Annotated in this window: 7 protein-coding genes; 5 read left to right on the forward strand and 2 right to left on the reverse strand. The window is 53.5% G+C overall.

What is annotated here, in order from left to right:
- The first annotated feature begins 1,769 nt into the window (after positions 1 to 1,769).
- From ACX1CU_RS04545 to ACX1CU_RS04565, 5 genes are all read left to right on the forward strand, one after another.
- On the forward strand, positions 1,770 to 11,801 hold the full coding sequence (locus ACX1CU_RS04545; protein ID WP_459401431.1) for an Ig-like domain-containing protein: 10,032 nt from the start codon (positions 1,770 to 1,772) through the stop codon (positions 11,799 to 11,801).
- Between the two features lie 242 nt (positions 11,802 to 12,043).
- On the forward strand, positions 12,044 to 12,979 hold the full coding sequence (locus ACX1CU_RS04550; RefSeq protein WP_459401432.1) for an OmpA family protein: 936 nt from the start codon (positions 12,044 to 12,046) through the stop codon (positions 12,977 to 12,979).
- A gap of 319 nt (positions 12,980 to 13,298) precedes the next feature.
- Positions 13,299 to 15,584 carry a type I secretion system permease/ATPase gene (locus ACX1CU_RS04555; RefSeq protein WP_459401433.1) on the forward strand — a complete coding sequence of 762 codons (2,286 nt, stop codon included), beginning with the start codon at positions 13,299 to 13,301 and terminating at the stop codon, positions 15,582 to 15,584.
- Between the two features lie 2 nt (positions 15,585 to 15,586).
- Entirely contained in the window at positions 15,587 to 16,894 is a 1,308-nt protein-coding gene (locus tag ACX1CU_RS04560; protein ID WP_459401434.1) for an HlyD family type I secretion periplasmic adaptor subunit, read from the forward strand.
- Positions 16,895 to 17,095: 201 nt separating this feature from the next.
- Complete coding sequence (locus ACX1CU_RS04565; protein ID WP_459401435.1) at positions 17,096 to 18,016, forward strand: LysR substrate-binding domain-containing protein; 921 nt, start codon at positions 17,096 to 17,098, stop codon at positions 18,014 to 18,016.
- Between the two features lie 288 nt (positions 18,017 to 18,304).
- Here the strand turns inward: ACX1CU_RS04565 and ACX1CU_RS04570 are convergent, their stop codons facing one another.
- Together ACX1CU_RS04570 and ACX1CU_RS04575 are read right to left on the reverse strand one after the other, a co-directional pair.
- Positions 18,305 to 19,078 (reverse strand): amidohydrolase, encoded by a 774-nt coding sequence (locus ACX1CU_RS04570; protein ID WP_459401436.1) that lies wholly within the window; start codon positions 19,076 to 19,078, stop codon positions 18,305 to 18,307.
- Positions 19,066 to 20,226, reverse strand: a complete 1,161-nt coding sequence (locus tag ACX1CU_RS04575) for a pyridoxal phosphate-dependent aminotransferase (RefSeq protein ID WP_459401437.1) — start codon at positions 20,224 to 20,226, stop codon at positions 19,066 to 19,068. The genes ACX1CU_RS04570 and ACX1CU_RS04575 overlap by 13 nt, the downstream gene beginning before the upstream one ends.
- Positions 20,227 to 20,313 lie beyond the last annotated feature (87 nt).

Raw genomic sequence — 20,313 nt, forward strand, 5'->3', positions numbered from 1 at the left:
TTTTTTTATGCCTTTTGGGTGTCCTGTCCCGTGCGTTTCAAGTGTGCTTGTTTATTTGTGAATATGTAGATATTTATCTTTATTTTCATCCTATTAATAATAGTAAGCATTATCAGGTTATCGATAATAATAGCGTTACCTAGCCTTTCATCGCGTTTGGCAAGAGAATCTGCTTATTCTGACTCATCCTTATTCTTCACCATAAAACTATGAGTGTCTGATAGGTAAAGTGAGTGTAATCTTGCGTTCATATTCAGAGGCTCAAAGTGATAAAAATCGCTGATTGAGAGATGGTGAGCATGAATTAAGTTAAAGCAGGGAGAACACTAATGTAAATCATATTGATATCGAGTGATGTCTTATAGCCTGGTTTTACTTATGCACCATAAATTATGCCTACCATATCTTATAAGTACCGGCAGGGCGAAGTCGGGGGGCTAATTTTTTATTGGCGTACTATCAGTCTGGTTATTATGATGGATGAAGTTCCTTAGAAAAGCGTTGCCAGGCTTAAAGAGGGTGTTGGTGTGGGCTAAAAAATCGTAGTACTAAGGAAAATTCTCAGCGGCCTATTAGAGCGTAGATAAGCGCATGCAGTGATAAACCAAGCTAATAATGATGGTAATGCAATGATATATATGGAGAAAATCGCCATTGAACTGAAAAAGTACAAAAAGTTGTCTGACATAAGAAAAAGACTGCATTTTTTATAGTTTGTTTTCCACATCTGTTTTATCTCAGTTTGTCATATTTCCTTTTTTTTCATCTAATATATTGATATAAAATAATTTTATGTCAATTTCGCTTATAAGTCAGAGGTCGATGGTTTTTATAGTTCAACCCTCACCTTTCGCTCATCCTCTTTGGATTAAAACTCCGCATAAATCATTTTTGCAGTCATTAATATAATAAATTTTATTATAATCAGCATTCTCATTCATAAAATTGTTTTTTATTGGCCATTATTGGTGTTTTGTATTGTATCTGTTGATTTCGATTTCTAAGAATGTTTTCTACACAATGCTTGTGTAAGATATTTCTTATCAATACGGGGCGAGAAATAAAATTTTAGCTTTCATCTGTTAGTTACTCACTAATAGTGTGTTGGTAAAAGATAAGTAGTTAGGGCTCTCATGACTATTGAGTTGAGTATTCTGAGTTTTAAATGGTTTTTTGTCGTTACGCTAAGGTCATCATGAGTTATCCGTTCTTTCACGACATTGATTGCCAAGTCATTTTTAATTCAAACATGGAAGTAATGATCGAGCCCACATCGTTTTATATGAAAGTTCAATACGCCTGTAGAGGAGTGAAAAACTGAGTTGAATAACCTTTAATCTCGCCAATGCATTGTAAATATAGGCGATAGAATCGGTATTTTATAGACGCGCAGGAGTTTATTGATGCTTGTATTTAATTATGCGGCTTCAGGCTTCTTGCTGGCTTTTTGCTGTGTCGTTGAAGTTTTTTAATTGTCTATCGAATCAACCTCAATGTAATTATTTCTCTTCCCATTCATGGGTACATTTCATTTTAAATAAAATGCAGTTCTCTTTGCATTTAATCATGTGACATTTGGAGTTACGACAAAGATGAGTAAGACCATCGTTTTAGCAGTCAATAGTGGTGAAGGAAAAACCAAGTTGTTGACTGCAAATGCCAACCAAGCAGTTAAAGTCAAATTGATTGACGGTAATAAGTACCTGTTAAAAAATTTAGGTAACGACTTTGCACCTGAAAACGTGACATTGGTGCGTTCTGGAAAGAATTTGCTTGTTTTACAGGAAGGTGACAATCAACCTAGCATTATTATTGAAGATTACTTCAATGGTGATGTTAAGCATCCTGTTTTGCTGGGCATGGCGGAAGACGGGCAACTGTATGCCTACGTGCCATTGTCTGGTGAAGGCTATGAAAACGGTTATTTGGTCAGTGAAGGTGAATTTTCCCCCGTAGCGTTGGGGGGCCCATCATTGGGCGATGGTACTGGCATTTTTGTTTCTTCTGATGACGACCACAACGCCCTGTTCGGCCTGCTCGGTTGGGTCGCCGCAGCGACGGCGATCGGCGCTGGTGCCGCTATTGCCTATCATAACCGCAACACCGGTGACGATAACCCAACGGACACCACCCCACCGGCCAAACCCGCCATCGGCGAAGCGTTGGACCAGAAAGGTGCCGTCACCGGCGCGATCCAGAACGGCAGCGTCACCGACGAAACTCGCCCGGTTCTGAACGGTCAGGGCACGCCTGGTGACCTCATCACCGTCTATGACAACGGTCAGGCCATTGGCAGCGTCGTGATTGACGGCAACGGCAACTGGACGTTTACCCCTGACGCTGAACTGGGTGAAGGTTCGCACCAGTTGGTGATCACCGAGACCGATCCGGCAGGCAACGTCAGTTCGCCGTCCGACTCTCTGAATTTCAACGTCGATACCACTCCTCCGGATGTGCCGGGCCTCCAGCATGTCATGGATAAAGTCGGGGATGTTGTGGGTGAAATCAACGCCGGCGGCATGACCGACGATCCGCGTCCTGAACTGAGCGGCAGCGGCGAAGTCGGCAGCACCGTCACCATTTATGATAATGGCACCGTGATTGGCGAAACCGAGGTCAACGAAGATGGCCGCTGGTCCTTTAAGCCTGACACCGATCTGACCGACGGCAGCCATACCCTGACCGTTTCCCAGACCGATCCGGCGGGCAACCAGAGCGAGCAGTCTGGCGGCTGGACCTTTACGGTCGATACCCAGGCTCCTTCCCAGCCGTCTATCGGCAGCATTCTTGACAACACCGGCAGCGTCACTGGCCCGTTGACCAACGGCAGCGTGACGGATGAAACCCAGCCACAGCTGAACGGCGTGGGTGAGCCCGGTAACGTCATCATTATCACGGACAACGGTAAGCCACTGGGTTCTACCGTGGTCGACGATCAGGGCAACTGGAGCTACGTCGTTGATGAGCCTCTGACTGAAGGCAGCCATCAACTCGTCGTGACCGAAGTCGACCAGGCCGGCAATAGCAGCGTACCGTCCAACCCGATTGAGATCGTGGTCGATACCACGGCACCGGGCAAACCGGATGTGGCGCAGGCGCAGGATAATACCGGGCCGATCACCGGGCCGATTGTTAACGGCGGCTCCACCGATGAAACCCAGCCTAAACTGAGTGGCGCGGGTGAGCCAGGCAACGTTATCAACATCTATGACGGCGGCGAGAAAATCGGCTCCGTGGTGGTGGGTGACAACGGCAAGTGGTCCTTCACGCCAGAGACCCCGCTGGCTGAAACCGATCACAGCATTACCGTGACCGAAACCGATCCGGCCGGTAATGAAAGTGCGCCGTCCGAGTCATTGAACTTTACCGTCGATACCACCGCATCGCCGGAAGGCCCGGATCATCTGGCCATTACCGCCGTGGAAGACCGCGTGGGCGATCGCCAGGGTGCCGTGGATAACGGCGCGGTGACCGACGACAGCCAGCCGCTGATCAGCGGTATCGGCACCGCCGGTGACACCGTGTTTGTTTACACCACCGACAGCGCCGGTCAGCATCTGATTGGCAGCGCCGTGGTACAGCCGGATGGCAAGTGGAGCATGACGCCTGAGCTGCCGCTGCTGGAAGGCAACAACCAACTGGCGATCGTGGCGCAGGATCCGGCGGGCAACCGTACCGGCTTCTCTTCACCGAGCTACGACATCAGCCTGTTTATTCCTGTCTCATCCGAAGCGACGATCGGCAGCGTGGTGGACAACGCGGAGCCACACGTCGGGCCACTGCAGAAAGGCGATGTCACCAACGACACGACCCCAACCCTGAGCGGTACTGCGGCACCGGGCAACATCGTCACCGTGATGGACAATGGCCAGGCCATTGGTTCGGTGATCGCCGATGCCCACGGCAAGTGGAGCTTCACGCCGGACGTGGCGCTGCAAGACGGCAGCCACAGCCTGAACATCACCGCCACCGACGCGGCGGGTAACGTCAGCGCGCCAAGCGGCAGCTTCGGGATTATCATTGATACCCTGGCTCCGACGGCGCCGGATGAAGTGATCATCATCGACAACGTGGGTGAGAAGACCGGTGAAGTGAAGCCGGGCGAGACCACCGACGATCGTTCACCGACCCTGAGCGGGAAAGGCGAGCCGGGCGACACCATCACGGTGATCGACAACGGCAACGTGATCGGCAGCAGCGTGATCGACGAGAACGGCAACTGGACGTTCACCCCGAGTGAGCCGCTGGATAACGGCGAGCATAACCTGAGCACCACCGTGACCGATCCGGCCGGCAACGTGAGTGAGCCAAGCCCGGGCGTGAACATCGTGGTGGACGACACCCCGGTCCTGGTTCAGCTGGGCTCTGTCAACGACAACGTGGGGCCGAACACCGGCAACCTGCAACCGGGTGATGTGACGGACGATACCCGTCCAGAACTGAACGGCAGCGGCAAGCCGGGTAGCACCGTGACCGTGAAAGACGGTGACACCGTGCTGGGCACCACTACCGTGAAGCCGGACGGCAGTTGGACCTTTACGCCAGAGACCGATCTGGGCGAAGGAAATCATAGCCTGACCGTGACCGCAGAAGATGCGGCGGGTAACAGCGTGACCTCCCCGGCATTTGAGCTGAAGGTGGACACCGAAGCCCCTGCACAGCCGGTGATTGGCGGGGCGATTGACGACGTGGGCGACGTGCGCGGGCCATTGAGCAGCGGCAGCGTGACCGACGACGCCAACCCGACTTTCAACGGGTCAGCAGAGCCGGGCAGCACCATCAAGGTGTACGACAACGATAAACTGTTGGGTTCGGTCGTGACCGACAACAACGGCGCGTGGTCGTTTACCCCAACCACCCCCCTGGTGGAAGGTGAGCACAGCATCACCACCACGGCAACGGACACCGCGGGCAACACCAGTGCGCCATCCGAGTCGTTCGACCTGACTACCGACTACTCTGCACCGGATGCAAGCCTGGTGGCAATTACGGGAGTGGAAGATGCCGTAGGTACAATCAAGGGGAATGTCACAGTCGGTGGTTCGACCGACGATAACCGTCCGACCCTCAATGGGACCGGGGCGGAAGTGGGTAATACCATTACGGTGTACAACGGCACTACCGTGATTGGTACGGCGACCGTGCAAGATGACGGTACCTGGTCACTGAAGCCGACCCTGCCACTGGCAGACGGTTTGGTGACCTTGACCGCGAAAGAAACCGACAGCGTGGGCAACACCACGGTGGCGTCACCGGAGTATGGCTTTACGGTCATCACCCAGGCCCCGGCGGCCCCGGTGATCGGTTCGGTGGAAGATAATGCTGAACCGCACACCGGTGCGTTGCAAAAGGGCGATGTCACCAATGACAACACCCCGACCCTGAAAGGGACGGCGTTGCCAGGCGGCACCGTGACCGTGTTCGACGGCACCACCGTGCTCGGTACCACTACCGTCGATACCAACGGTAACTGGAGCTTTACCCCAAGCACTCCGCTGAGTGAGGGTAACCACAACCTGACGGCCTCGGTGATGGACAGTATCGGCCAGGTCAGCCCGACCACCGGCGACTTCGGTATCGTGATTGACACCCTGCCTCCGGCCCCGGCTACCGGTCTGGTGGTCACCGACGACTTTGGGGCGGTACAGGGCCCATTGACGGCGGGCGGCACCACCGACGACAACACGCCAACCTTCAGCGGCAAGGCAGAAGCGGGCAGCGTGGTTACCGTGCTGGACAAAGGCCAGGCGATCGGCAGCACCACGGCAGATGACAAGGGCAACTGGACATTGACGCCAAGCACCCCGCTGACCAACGGCGAGCACGATTTCACCACCACGGTGACCGATAAAGCGGGCAACACCAGTGCCGAAGGTGAGCATCTGGTGGTGAACGTGGACGTGGTACCGGGTCAGGCGCAACTGGGCGGTCTGGTCGACGACGTGGGCAGCAAGCAGGGCGCCATTGAGCAGAACGGCGTGACGGACGACCTGCGTCCGACGCTGAACGGCACGGCGAAGGCCAACAGCGTGGTGACGGTGAGCGACGGCACGACGGTGCTGGGCAGCGTGACGGCGGATGACAAGGGCAACTGGAGCTTTACGCCAACCACCGATCTGGAGCAGGGGGCACACAGCCTGAGTGCGACCGCCAAAGATCCGGCGGGCAACGTGAGTGAGAGCGGCAAGTGGGCGTTTACCGTGGACTCGGTGGCTCCAGTGGTACCGACCATTGACTCGGCAGCGGACGACGTGGGCAGCGTGCAGCCACAGGCTATGACCAGCGGCAGTGCGACGGACGATCCGACGCCAACGTTGTCGGGCCGTGCGGAAGCCAACAGCATCGTGAAGATCTCCGATCAGAACGGGTTGCTGGGCTCGGCACAGACCGATGCCACGGGCAAGTGGAGCTTTACCCCGACCAGCAAGCTGGCGGAAGGCGAGCACCGCTTTACGGTGACGGCAACGGATGCGGCGGGTAACGTCAGCGATCCGTCCAACACCTTTACCCTGACGCTGGACTTCAGCGCACCGGACGCGAGCAAAGTCGCGATCACCGGGGTGGATGATGCGGTTGGCGCCATCAAAGGCAATGTGGCCATTGGCGGTACGACCGACGACAACCAGCCGACCCTCAAGGGGACCGGGGCGGAAGCCGGTAACACCATTACGGTGTACAACGGCACTACCGTGATTGGTACGGCGACCGTGCAAGATGACGGCACCTGGTCACTGAAGCCGACCCTGCCACTGGCAGACGGCCTGTATGCCTTGACCGCGAAAGAAACCGACAGCGTGGGTAACACCACGGTGGCGTCACCGGAGTATGGCTTTACCGTTATCACCCAGGCCCCGGCAGCCCCGGTGATCGGCTCGGTGGAAGATAACGCTGAACCGCATACCGGCGCGTTGCAGAAGGGCGATGTCACCAATGACAACACCCCGACCCTGAAAGGGACGGCGTTGCCAGGCGGGATCGTGACCGTGTACGACGGCACCACCGCGATCGGCAGCACCACTGCTGATACCAACGGCGCGTGGAGCTTTACGCCATCCACCCCGCTGAGTGAGGGTAACCACAACCTGACGGCTTCGGTGATGGACAGCATCGGCCAGGTCAGCCCGACCACCGGCGACTTCGGTATCGTGATCGATACCCTGCCACCGGCCCCGGCCACCGGTCTGGTGGTCACCGACGACTTTGGTGCGGTACAGGGCCCATTGACGGCGGGCGCTACGACCGACGACAACACGCCAACCTTCAGCGGCAAAGCGGAAGCGGGCAGCGTGGTCACCGTGCTGGACAACGGCCAGGCAATCGGCAGCACCACGGCAGATGACAAAGGCAACTGGACATTGACGCCAAGTACCCCGCTGACCAACGGCGAGCACGATTTCACCACCACGGTGACCGATAAAGCGGGCAACACCAGTACTGAAGGTGAGCATCTGGTGGTGAACGTGGATGTGGTACCGGGTCAGGTGCAACTGGGCGGTCTGACGGACGACGTGGGCAGCGTGCAGGGCGCTATCGAGCAGAACGGCGTGACGGACGACCTGCGTCCGACGCTGAACGGCACGGCGAAGGCCAACAGCGTGGTGACGGTGAGCGACGGCAGTAATGTGCTGGGCAGCGTGACAGCGGATGACAAGGGCAACTGGAGCTTTACGCCAGCGACCGATCTGGGCCAGGGGGCACACAGCCTGAGTGCGACCGCCAAAGATCCGGCGGGTGGCGTCAGCACCAGCGGTAGCTGGGCGTTTGCGGTGGACTCGGTGGCTCCATTGGTACCGACCATTGACTCGGCAGCAGACGACGTAGGTAGCGTGCAGCCACAGATTATGGCCAATGGTGATGCGACGGACGACCCGACGCCAACGTTGTCGGGCCGTGCGGAAGCCAACAGCATCGTGAAGATCTCCGATCAGAACGGGTTGCTGGGCTCGGTACAGACCGATGCCACGGGCAAGTGGAGCTTTACCCCGACCAGCAAGCTGGCGGAAGGTGAACACCGCTTTACGGTGACGGCCACGGACAAGGCGGGTAACGTCAGCGATCCGTCCAATACCTTTACCCTGACGCTGGACTTCACTCCACCGGATGCAAGCCTGGTGGCTATTACTGGGGTGGAAGATGCGATGGGTAATTTACAGGGGCCGGTTGTCTCTGGTGGTGTGACAGACGATACGCGCCCAACCATTAGCGGCACTGGGGCAGAAGTGGGTGACACCATTACGGTGTACAACGGTAGCACGGTGATCGGTACGGCAACGGTGCAAGATAATGGTACCTGGTCGCTGAAACCGAGCTCGCCATTGGTAGATGGGACATACTCGTTAACCGTCAAGGAAACCGATGCGGTAGGTAATACGAGCGCAGGCAGCAATGCATGGACACTCGTTATTGACACGGCGATCTCGGATGCGGCTATCGCGATCACGTCGATCAGTGATGACCTGGGGGTCAGTAATGCTGACTTTAACACCAACGATACGACGCTGTTGATTAACGGTACGCTGGACAAGGCGCTGCTGGCCGATGAGTGGGTCGAAGTCAGTGTGGATGGTGGCAAGACCTGGACCAAAGCGGCCAGCACCTCCGCCAGTAACTGGACGGTGGACCTGCAAAGCCAGCCGCTGAGCTCGGGTAACTACACTATCGACGCGCGTGTGGTTGATCAGGCAGGCAATATCGGCAGCACCGATGCGCATGCACTGACCATCGCGACCAATGGGCCGGACCTGAATGGTCTCACCACCACCACGGGTATCACTACCGATACCAGTAATGGTCTGGTAAGCGGCGATCTGTTCAGCCACAGTGCAACGCAAACCAACGGCGATATGGTCACTCGTGACCGCACCGTAACGGTGAACGGCAACCTGAGTGCTGAACTGCAGGCCAACCAGTATCTGCAGATCTCGCTGGACAATGGCGAAACCTGGAAAACGCTGGTGTTGCAGGGCGGAAACCAGTGGCATTACACGCTGGATGCGGCTACGCAGAGTACCACGGTGGATTACCAACTGCGGGTGATTGATTCTGCCGGTAACGTTGGCACCAACACCAACTTTGCCAGCAATTACCAGGTAGTGATCGATCTGGAAGCGCCGGACAGCATTCTCGGTGCGCCAAACGTGCCGCAGATTGTGGATAACAGCACGGCATTTACCTTCAACAGCACTACCTACGGTAAGGTTGAAGCCGGGGCGATTGTGTCGCTGGTCAGCGACGTGAACCGTAACGGGACCTACCAGGAAGGTCTGGATCAGGTTCTCGGGTTTGCCAAAGCGGAGGCGGACGGTACCTGGACACTGAGCACCACACTGCCATCTGGCGCGCATAACATCGCGTTTATGGTGTGGGATGAGGCGGGTAACCGTTCGGCCATGAGCTCGTCAACCAGCATTGGGGTGACCGAGGGTAGCGGCAGTACGCTGATTCAGCAGAAATGGGGCGGCACGACCGATGCAGAAGGTTATGGCCTTAACGCGGCAGCGGTGACTATTGGCAGCGACGGTTTGTGGTCGTTCTTCCAGAGCGTGCGTGGCACATCAAGTACCACGACGGCCAACGCCGGCCGTGTGTATAACATGACGTCGCAGGAGGATTACACCTCAACCTATCTGACACAGCCATCGAATGTGACCGAAGGCTCTTATGGCCGCTTTATCAACTCGGCTACCTTTGCGGATATCAACCGCGATGGCTTGACCGATGTGATGTCGCAGGTCAGCTCTTATGGTAATGGGGGGCGCACGGCTTACTGGATGCAGAATGCGGACGGCAGCTACACGGCGCAGGCGCTGGATCAGGGCACCCTGAACCACCTGGGTGGGGCGATTGCCTATGACCGTGAGGGCGATGGTTTCCTGGACTTCGTGCTGGCTGACTCAGAAGCGGACTCCATTTCGTTCATCAAGAACGAAAATGGGACGCTGACCTATGAGAAAGGCAAGTTAGCAAACGGGACCGCAGCACCTAACGGCCACCCTGGTGGCGCCATTCCTTCCGATTTGAGCGTGTTGCATGAAGTGGGAGCGGTCGATATCGACAACAACGGCACGGTGGATATCACCGCGCACATTGACTACAACGGCACGACCGCAATAGGCAATACTTCTCGTGGATTGGGGATCCTGTATAACCAGACCAACGGCACCACCTCGACCAATTTTGGCCAGGTGGGGTATTACGCCAATGTGTTCCGTGATGACGGCCATGTTGACTACGGTAATATGTCGATCTCGATGACCTATGCCGACTACAACGGTGATGGCTGGCTGGATCTGTTCCTGAGCCGTGGTTCGAAGGCGGGGGCGAACAGTGACGAAAGCCGTATCTACCTGAACGACGGTACCGGCAAGCTGATGGCTACCGATGCGCAGGCGCTGTGGTTTGGTGACAAGCTGGATGGCGGCACCTCGCTGGCGGTGGACTGGAACCACGATGGCAAGATGGACATCATCGAAGTTCCACGCTCTGGCGTGACCGGCAGCCCGGTGTTGTATCAGAACCAGGGTAACAACGTGTGGGGGACCAATGCGGTCAGCCTGACCAGCCAGACCTACAACAACCTGACGGGTGCGGTAGCGCTGGATTACGACTGGGATGGCTCGATGGACCTGGTGCTGTACCGTTCCGGCGCTGACGCCGCAGTGGTATCGGGTGATGCTGCTGCGCCAACGCTGCTGGTGAAAAACACCAACATCGCGGCAGACGGGACCAGCCTGCAGATCCGTATTGTTGACGGCAACGGCATCAATACCTTCTACAGCAACACCGTCAAGCTGTATGACTCGCACGGTAACCTGGTGGCGACGCAGCTGATTAACCCGCAGGCGTCCGGCTCCAGCAACAGCATGGGCCTGGTGAGCTTCTTCGGGTTGAACCCGGACGAAGTGTACTCGGTACAGCTGCTGCGCATCACCAACGGCACGGCTAACCACGTGGGGGCAGTTGCCGGTGAGCAGGGGGGCAACATCAACACCACGGTGAATGAAAGCTGGGGTGGGTTGACTACCGGTAAGGCGCATGATGCTTATGTGCTGACGGCGGAAAACACCAACGATGCCAACAATACCACCGGGCCGAGTGGCATTACCGGCACCGGGTATAACGACACCTTCTTCAGTTCAGCGGGTGACGATACCTACACCGGGGGTGGCGGCTGGAACCAGGTGGTGAGCGGCCAGTCGGTCTGGAGTGCTACGGCAGGGATGGACATCGTCGATTACAGCCGTTCATCAAGTGCGATCACTGCCAACCTGATGATGAAGACCGCAACGGGTCAGGGCAACGACACGTTGAACAGTATCGAAGGCTTGATCGGTAGCAACCAGGGCGACAGCTTTACCGATAACTCGGCGAACAACCTGTTTGAAGGCCGTGGTGGCAACGATACGTTCTACCTGACTAACGGCGGTAACGACACCCTGATGTATAACGTGTTGGCAGGTCTGGATAATGACGGGACGGGCGGTAACGGTCACGACACGGTCCATGGCTTCCACGTTGGCAACGTCGTTACTGACAAAGACGCCGATCTGATCGATCTGAGCGATCTGCTGGATTACAACGGCCCGATCTCCTTCTTCCAGGATGATGGCAAGATGGAGTTGGACTACTCTTCCCAAGGTATTCTCAAATATCTGAGGGTTGAGACTTCCGGTGCCGATACGGTGATCAGCATCGACCGTGATGGTCAGGGCGGGCAGCATGCCTTTACCGGCGTAGTGACGTTATCAAATGTGCATACCGATCTGGAAACGTTATTGCAGAATAACCAAATCATTGTTTAACCGGTAACCAAGCCCACGGTTTAAATGCCGTGGGTTATTTCTCTTTAGCATCGTACTTAGGTATTAACTATTGGGAGATAAAGGCGGGAAAACAGATTGGTATTTCAATTCTGTGTAACAAACAGAAATAGATAAATCTTTAGTAACCGCTAGCTTGGTTTCCCTTCTTATATAGATGAAGGGAAATCAGTAGCAATACGGTGATTAATGGATGAATACGGTAATTTTGGAGTTATTTAATAATGAAAGTTGTTTCTCATGGATGTAAGTCAGTAAATATTTCGTTGATTGCTTTAGTGTTTGGGCTATTTTCTTTTACCGTGATGGCAGAACAGACGTTTGGGCGTTCTGGATCAGAAGCGTCGCTTGTTTCGGACTCATCCCGTGCAAATATCCGTCATTCCTCTGTCAACTATCAGCCGGTTGCTGATGTTGTTTCAGCGTTGGCGCAAGTGGTGTTTTACTATCCACAAGGGGAGCTACCGGCAGCTATTTATGTGGATCGTGAATTGCAATCAGCATTACTGCCCGGTGAGTTTAGCGTGTTCTGCGTTGTGTCAGGAGCACATACTGTTGAATCCTACTTCAATGATCAGCCTACGTATCAGGGGAAACAAAACCCAGCGCATCAACTTGGGATGAAGGCGGGGGAGACTTACTTCCTGCAAGTTAACCCCGGCTTGAAAGGGACCACGACGGCACTGACTGATCGTGTCATGGCAGAGCATGCGCTGACATCCCTACGCAAACAGACACATATTGTTAACCGTGCTTCACAAGTGAAGCCGTGTGAATACGCTAATGGCAGTGATAGCGCGTTGATCCAGGAAAGTGTGTTGTTCCCGTTTGGCCAGAGCGATGCCAGGGCAATGTTACCCGAGTCTCAAGCCAAGCTGCGCACGGTGATTGATGTTATTAAGCAAGGGCCTGCTGCTACAGAAATCGAATTGCGCGGTTATACGGATGCGATTGGCCACCCTGAGTCTAATCTGCGTCTTTCTGAGTCTAGAGCTCAGGCAGTACGTAACCTGTTGATTCAAGATGGAATAGAATCCTCCAGCATTACGGCTACCGAAGGAATGGGCGTCGCACAAAGTGCTGAAGGATGTGTGGCAAGCCAGGCTGAGGATTGCAATATTAATAGCCGGCGTGTCGATATCGTCGTCAGAGAACGATAGTTAAGTCAAACACAGCGTATATAACGAAAAATGGGCTACAATAATAGGTGGCCTATTTTATTTGCTGTAAGTTTTAGTCACGACACCTTAAATTCCCCAGCTATCTTTAAGCTACCTGTTGAAACTTTTGAGTTTGAAGTTATAAGTGCTTTATTTAATATTTAGCATGATGGGCTTTCTGGGTAGTTGTCTGTTTTTAAGAGGATTTAATCTGATGATAGGTCGCTGCTTGCTTGCGGGGTTTTATTTCCTTTGCTACGCTTCATTTTAATCAACCTAACCAATAAGTGTAGGTTCTCTATGAAATCAGAGAATTGCTATGAGTGAGCAAATAACTCATCCAGAATTCAAGTCCACCGATTTTGATAATATTGAAGATAATGGCAAAGATTCATTGCTGTGGGCTGTTGAATGGTTATGTCGATATCACAATAAGGTTGCCAGTAAAGAGGTCTTATACGCAGGGTTACCGCGTAGCGAAAAGTTGACACCGGAACTAGCCTTGCGGATGCTGGATCAAGTCGGTCTTTCTGGAGGGTGGATAAAACGAGATCTGACCAAGATCTCTTCTTATCTTTTGCCTTTGGTGCTGGCTTACAACGATGGCAGCTATTGCGTCATTACTTCACGCACGGGTAAGCGTGGCGACATAAAGTACCAGGTCGTCGTGCCGGAAAGTGGTGGCGTGCTTCAGATGTCAGAAGACGAACTGGTGGCCAATTATAGCGGGTACGCCATGTTGGCGAACCCAAAGCCCAAACTTGATAAGCGTACCGACGATGAAATACTGCCGGAAGCGAACCGCGAAGGGCACTGGTTGTTTTCCACGCTGTGGCGTTATCGTCACTACTTCTACAGCGCCGCGCTGGCTGCTTTACTGGCGAACGTTCTGACACTGGCCAGCACGTTTTTTACCATGAACGTCTACGATCGCGTTATCCCGACTCAGGCTTACGTCACCTTATGGTCGCTGGCGATCGGTGTGTTGATTGCTATCGTATTTGAATTCACCTCGCGGCAAGTGCGTACTTACCTGATTGATGTTGCCGGTAAAAAAGCCGACTTGATTCTGGGGGCCAAATTGTTCCGCCAGGTCATGGCAATGCGCATGGAGAGCAAGCCGCAGTCAACCGGCTCTTTTGCTAACCAACTGCGCGACTTTGAAGCAGTGCGCGATTTTGTAACATCAGCGACGTTATCAACGCTATCAGACCTGCCTTTCTGCATTTTGTTTATGCTGATCATCTATTTGATCGGCGGACAGTTGGCCATCGTTCCGTTGATCGCCATCCCGATTATTCTGCTGGTTAGCGTGTGCATTCAGTGGCCGCTGAGCCGCTATATGGGGGAAAATATTCGTGAGATCTCCCAGAAGCAGGGATTGTTGATTGAGACCATCGAAGGGCTTGAGGCGTTGAAAGCGGCTCGGGGCGAAGGCGTGATGCAAAAGCGTTGGGATGATTTCAGCGCCCTGGCGGCGGCTTCTTCCATGAAGACCCGTTATCTCTCTTCCTTGACCTCTAACTTCGTCAGCTTTATGCAGCAGGTGACCACCGTGATTATTGTGGTCTTCGGTGTTTATCTGATCCACGCGGGCGAGTTAACCATGGGCTCGATGATTGGGGTGGTGATTTTGTCTGGCCGTTCTCTGGGGCCGCTGGCTTCCGTCGTGGCGCTGGCCCTGCGTTACCAACATGCTAAAACTGCGTTGAAATCGCTGAATCAGCTGATGGAGTTACCGACAGAGCGTGATGCCGCGATCAGCTATTTACCGACGCCAAAATTCACCGGGAATCTGCAACTGAGAAAAGTGGGTTTTGCCTATCCGGTGCCGGGGGTTATGGTTCCGCCTTCAATTCTGGATAACGTCAACATCAGTATTCGGGCGGGTGAACGGGTGGCGATCATCGGCAGCATCGGCAGTGGAAAATCAACGCTGTTACGGGTGATGGCGCGTTTGCTGCAGCCCCGTAGTGGCCAGATTACGATTGATGGTGTTGATGCAACACAGGTGGATCCGGCTGATTGGCGCGCTGCGGTGGGGTATGTCGGCCAAGATTGCCGTTTGTTCCACGGAACCTTGCGCTATAACGTGACCATTGGTAATCCAGGCGCCAATACCGAAGAGTTTCTGCGCGTTGCGGGTATGACAGGGCTGGATCGGATTGCGGCTCGGCATCCGTTGGGTTACGACATGCCGGTAGGTGAAATGGGCAGTGCCTTGTCTGGTGGGCAGAAACAGTTGGTTGCTCTGGCGCGCTGCCTGCTACTGCGGCCTAAAATTCTGCTGATGGATGAACCGACCAGTTCCATGGATGCGATGACGGAAACGCTGTTTATCCGTCAGTTGCAAAAAGCGATAGAAGGGCAAACGTTGGTGATTGTGACTCACCGTATGTCGGTATTGAATATTTTTGAACGGTTGATTGTGCTTGATGATGGTCGAGTGATGGCGGATGGCCCGAAAGATCAGGTCATTGCCAGGCTTAATGAGAACAGCCAGAAGAAAAACCAACAGCATGTGCAACGTGAAGCTGGAAAAACAGCACCAACAAAGCCAGATAGCGGCATAGCAGAAATCGCCGAACAGAAAAGGGGAGCATAGCGATGAATAAGGATGACCTTAAGGTATCCCTACCGCGGAAGGATCTGGCAAAAAAAAATCAGGGCGGCAAAGGCAAAAGTGCTAATGATGACCCAGCGAGCGGAAAAGTTGAAAACGGCGATTTGAATTTTATCAATCAGTTGCAGGCGGCGTTAATCTCACAAAAAACGCCGTTCAGTATGATCATGCTGTATACCATCGCACTGGTGGTTGTGGTGGCATTGGTTTGGGCGCATTTTGCGCGGGTTGAAGAGATCACGCGCGGTGACGGTAAAATTATTCCCGCCAGTCGTGAGCAGGTGATACAGAGCCTGGAGGGCGGGATCCTGCAGGAACTGAACGTGCGCGAAGGCGACGTGGTTGAAAAAGGGCAGGTGTTGCTGAAAATGGATCCAACGCGAGCCGACTCCAGCTACGGTGAATCCCTGTCGAAAGTTTTGGGGTTGCAGGCCTCTATAGCTCGGCTGCGTGCACAGGCTTATGGCAAACCGCTGGTGTTTCCTCCCGAGGTTATGGCGGAACCCAGCATCGTGAATGATGAGACCCAAGCTTACAACGCCCAATTGAGAACCCTGAATGAGAGCGTGGATGCGCTGAAGAAAAGCCTGGCACTGGCGGAAAACGAAGTGCAGCTTTCTGCGCCATTGGCCAAAAAAGGGCTGGTGTCAGACGTAGAGATCTTACGTTTACGTCGTCAGGCGAATGAGTTCCAACTGCAGATTGCTGAACGTACCAACCGTTTCCGCTCTGATGCCAACAGTGAACTGAACAAGCTGGAGTCAGAGCTCGCTCAGGCGGAAGAAATCCTGCGTGGCCGCGAAGATGTGATGCAGCGCACCACAATTGTTGCCCCGGTGCGCGGAACGATAAATAACATCCGCACCACCACTCGAGGCGGTGTTATCCAGCAGGGGGCAGAAATCATGACGATCATTCCGCTGGAGGATAACCTGCTGGTCGAAGCCCAGATTAAACCGGCTGATGTGGCATTTATTCACCCGGGTTTGCCCGCCACGGTCAAAATCACCGCGTATGATTATGCTATTTATGGTGGGCTGAGCGGCGTGGTCGAACATATCAGTTCCGACACCTTGGTAGATGAAGAGAAAGCCCGTTCCGGTCGTGGGGACTCAACCTATTACCGCGTGTATGTGCGGACTAATCAAGCTGCATTGCACGTCAAGGATAAAACGTTCCCTATCATCCCCGGAATGGTAGCGAATGTTGAGATTCGTACCGGAGAGAAAACGATCCTGTCTTACTTGCTGAAACCGGTATTAAAAGCACGAGAAGCATTCCGTGAGAGATGATGACATAGCGTGGATGTCAGTGGCTTATTAACGGGGCCGTGGTGGAGATCAGGGGATGTTTACATTCATCATATGGTGCTTGATAAAGCAAAGGGGTGCACTATGATCTTTAATATTAAAAAGAGTATTTAATTTAAAAATCCGTTGTTCATATAGCTTATATGAACAATGTTGTTTTTGATAAAACTCCTAGGGTGCATCATGAAAGAATTCCCAAAGATTAATCAACTCAGGAATTTTCAAGCGATTATACGCTACGGGAGCATTAGAACCGCATCACAGGCTTTGCTTCAGACACAGCCTGCCATGACACGAAGCATTCAAGAGTTAGAGCGCATACTGGGTATTTCTCTATTGGTTAGAGGGCCGCAAGGGATGGTGTTAACCAAAATGGGGCGAATCTTTGAGCCCAGGGTTAATATGATTCTTAATGAGCTGGAAAGGGCCATTGATGAGTTACACCAAGAAAGTCAATTATCACAAGGCACCGTAGTGTTCGGTTGCTCACATTTGCCTGCCTTTAGTATTATGCCTTCCTTAATCAATAAATTTCAAGGCTCACATCCGTTTTCCAGTATTACCGTAGTTGAGGGGCAGCTTTCTGAATTAATTGCCTCTCTACGCTTAGGGCGATTAGACTTTTTTGTTGGTATCGCATCGCCTGAAATTTCTATGAATGAGTTTGCTGTAGAGTGTTCAATTAATGCAGAATTTTGTATTATCTCACGCCGTGAACATCCCTTAGTCAAAAGCAACTCGTTAAGTCAACTGCAAGGGGCTAAATGGTATTTCCCTAACTCCAGAGTGGGATATTATAATAATGTAGAAAAATTTATTTTCCCTAAAGGTAAGTCTAAGGATAATGCTATTATTTATGGTGATTCAATGACCATTGGTGAGCAATTGATTTTAAATGAGGACTATCTGTTTGTTGGTCCTAAAGCAATACTCGAAGTTCCTTATATAAAAGATCTGATATCGGCGATCCCGATCAAAGAAAAACTGCCAGATGCTTTGTATATAGTGATTTACAGACAACAGCAAGGTTTGACTCCTTTGGCTAAGCTATTAATGGAAGAGGTTGCCGCAGAGTGCGCTAAATTTCTTGCTTACAACGCATGAGGGCGTATTAACATAATAATCTGATACTCTATTTCCATCTTTCGGTAATGTCATCGACTGTTCTGCCACGCAGTTAAACGGAGCTGGAGCTTGGTTGCTCATGCCCCAAACAGGTTGTGTCCTGTAGTCCATCATCAACGTCGGATTGCCCGCGTTATAAAAAACGTGGAATTCTCAGACGGTAACCTCTGTTTCTGATGACTAACACTGTGCGAGCGTCGTGAAGCCGCTCGCCAGGCTAATCTCCAACGATATGGCCGTTAATTCTTGCCAACCTCTGGTGCCTTATCAGTTGTTGAGCTGGAAGCGATCGGCATCGCGCCAGGCCGGGAAAGCGTCACGATAGGTTTGCAGGTTTTGCAACGAGAGCTCCGCATCCAATCGGCTGGCTTGGCCCGGTTCCGCGCTGGCCAGCCGTTCCCCCTGCGGGCTGATGATCAGGCTGTCACCGCTGTAAATCAGGCCATTGCCGTCTTCACCCACGCGGTTGCAACCCGCAACGTACACCTGATTTTCAATCGCCCGCGCGGCCAGCAATGTTTGCCAGTGCAGGCTGCGCGGCGCAGGCCAGTTGGCGACGTACAGGGCCAGATCGTAATCCTGCTGATAACGCGACCAGACCGGGAAGCGCAGGTCGTAACAGATTTGTGGCAGGATGCGCCAGCCGCGCCATTCGAAGATTTCGCGCTGGGTTCCGGCCTGATAATGCAAGTGCTCACCCGCCATACGGAACAAATGACGTTTATCGTAGAAATGCACCTTGCCGCCCGGTTCAACCAGCAGAAAACGGTTAACCGCCCCTTCGGCGGTTTTCAACGCCACGCTGCCGCCGATCAGGGCATTGGTTTTCACCGCCCAAGTGTGCAGCCAGTCGATAACCTGCTGCTCTGGCAGGGCACTTTCCCCGGCATCCATGGCAAAACCGGTGGTAAACATTTCCGGTAACACGATCAGATCGCGGCCAGTAATCGGTGCCAGCAAACTATCGAACTGGTGCAGGTTGGCTTTGCCATCGCGCCAGACCAGCGGTTGCTGCAATAGGGTAATTTTCAAAGTCGACATAACCGCTCCGCGGCAGCGTCCAGCGTGGCATCCTGTTTAGCGAAGCACAGCCGGATCAATTTATGAGGAAAAGGTTCGGCACAGAAGACGGAAAGTGGGATCGCCGCTACGCCTGCGTGCTCAGTTAACCAACGACAGAAGGCCACATCATCCAGATCGGAAATGGCACTGTAATCTGCCAGCAGGAAGTAGGTTCCGGCGCACGGCAGAATTTCCAGCTTGCTGTTTGCCAAAGCCTGCACAAAACGATCGCGTTTGGCAAGGTAGAACGCAGGCAACTGCTGCCAATGTTCGGGTTCGGCACGCAGCATATCGGCCAGCGCCAATTGTGCCGGAGTGTTAACCGAGAAGGTCAGGTATTGGTGAACCTTGCGTACCTCGACACTCAGCGCGACAGGCGCCACGCAGTAGCCCACTTTCCAGCCGGTCATATGGAAGGTTTTACCAAAAGAGGAGACGGCGATTGCCCGCTGGCGCAGTTGCGGATGCGCCAGCACGCTGGCATGGCCGCCTTTGGCAAAGCAGATGTGTTCGTAGACTTCATCACTCAGCACATAGATTTCGTGTTCCGCAATTGCGGCCCACAGCTGCTGCATATCTTCTGCATGCCAAGCCGTGGCGGAAGGGTTATGCGGCGTATTGACGATCACCAACCGGGTGCGTGGTGAGATCAATTCAGCAAACTGTTGCCAATCCACCTTGAAGGTGGGCGGTTGCAGGGCGATGCGTTTCAGTTCACCGCCGGAAAGCTGTACCGCCGGGGCGTAGCTGTCGTAGCTGGGATCAAAGCAGATCACTTCGTCGCCTGGGCGCACCAGCGCGCTGATTGCGGCGAACAACGCTTCCGTCGCACCGGCCGTGATGGTCACTTCGCTGGTGGCGTCTGGCTGCCAGCCATAAAGTTGCGCTGTTTTCTCAGCAATGGCTTCACGCAGTGGGGCAACGCCGGTCATTGGGGCATATTGGTTGGCTCCTTGATTGACGTGCCAACTTAAGCGCTGTTTCAGATAGTCCGGGCCGTCAAAATCCGGGAACCCTTGCGACAGGTTGATTGCCTGATGCTGCTGCGCCAGCGCGCTCATCTGGGTAAAAATGGTGGTGCCGAGGGCCGGTAATTTGCTTTCGGGAATTGGGGCTGAAGTGTTCATCTCAGGCTATTGCTCCTGGTGCTTATGTTGCCAACAATATAGCACGGTGTTAACCTTTGGCAATCGAGACGTTTAGATGGCTATATT

This window comes from Serratia sp. D1N4 (genome assembly GCF_054552755.1).

Bases quoted from the DNA above. Each gene is read 5' to 3' on its own strand.
- ACX1CU_RS04550 (WP_459401432.1), top strand. From the start codon at position 12,044: ATGAAAGTTGTTTCTCATGGATGTAAGTCAGTAAATATTTCGTTGATT.
- ACX1CU_RS04555 (WP_459401433.1), top strand. From the start codon at position 13,299: ATGAGTGAGCAAATAACTCATCCAGAATTCAAGTCCACCGATTTTGAT.
- ACX1CU_RS04560 (WP_459401434.1), top strand. From the start codon at position 15,587: ATGAATAAGGATGACCTTAAGGTATCCCTACCGCGGAAGGATCTGGCA.
- ACX1CU_RS04565 (WP_459401435.1), top strand. From the start codon at position 17,096: ATGAAAGAATTCCCAAAGATTAATCAACTCAGGAATTTTCAAGCGATT.
- ACX1CU_RS04570 (WP_459401436.1), bottom strand. From the start codon at position 19,078: ATGTCGACTTTGAAAATTACCCTATTGCAGCAACCGCTGGTCTGGCGC.
- ACX1CU_RS04575 (WP_459401437.1), bottom strand. From the start codon at position 20,226: ATGAACACTTCAGCCCCAATTCCCGAAAGCAAATTACCGGCCCTCGGC.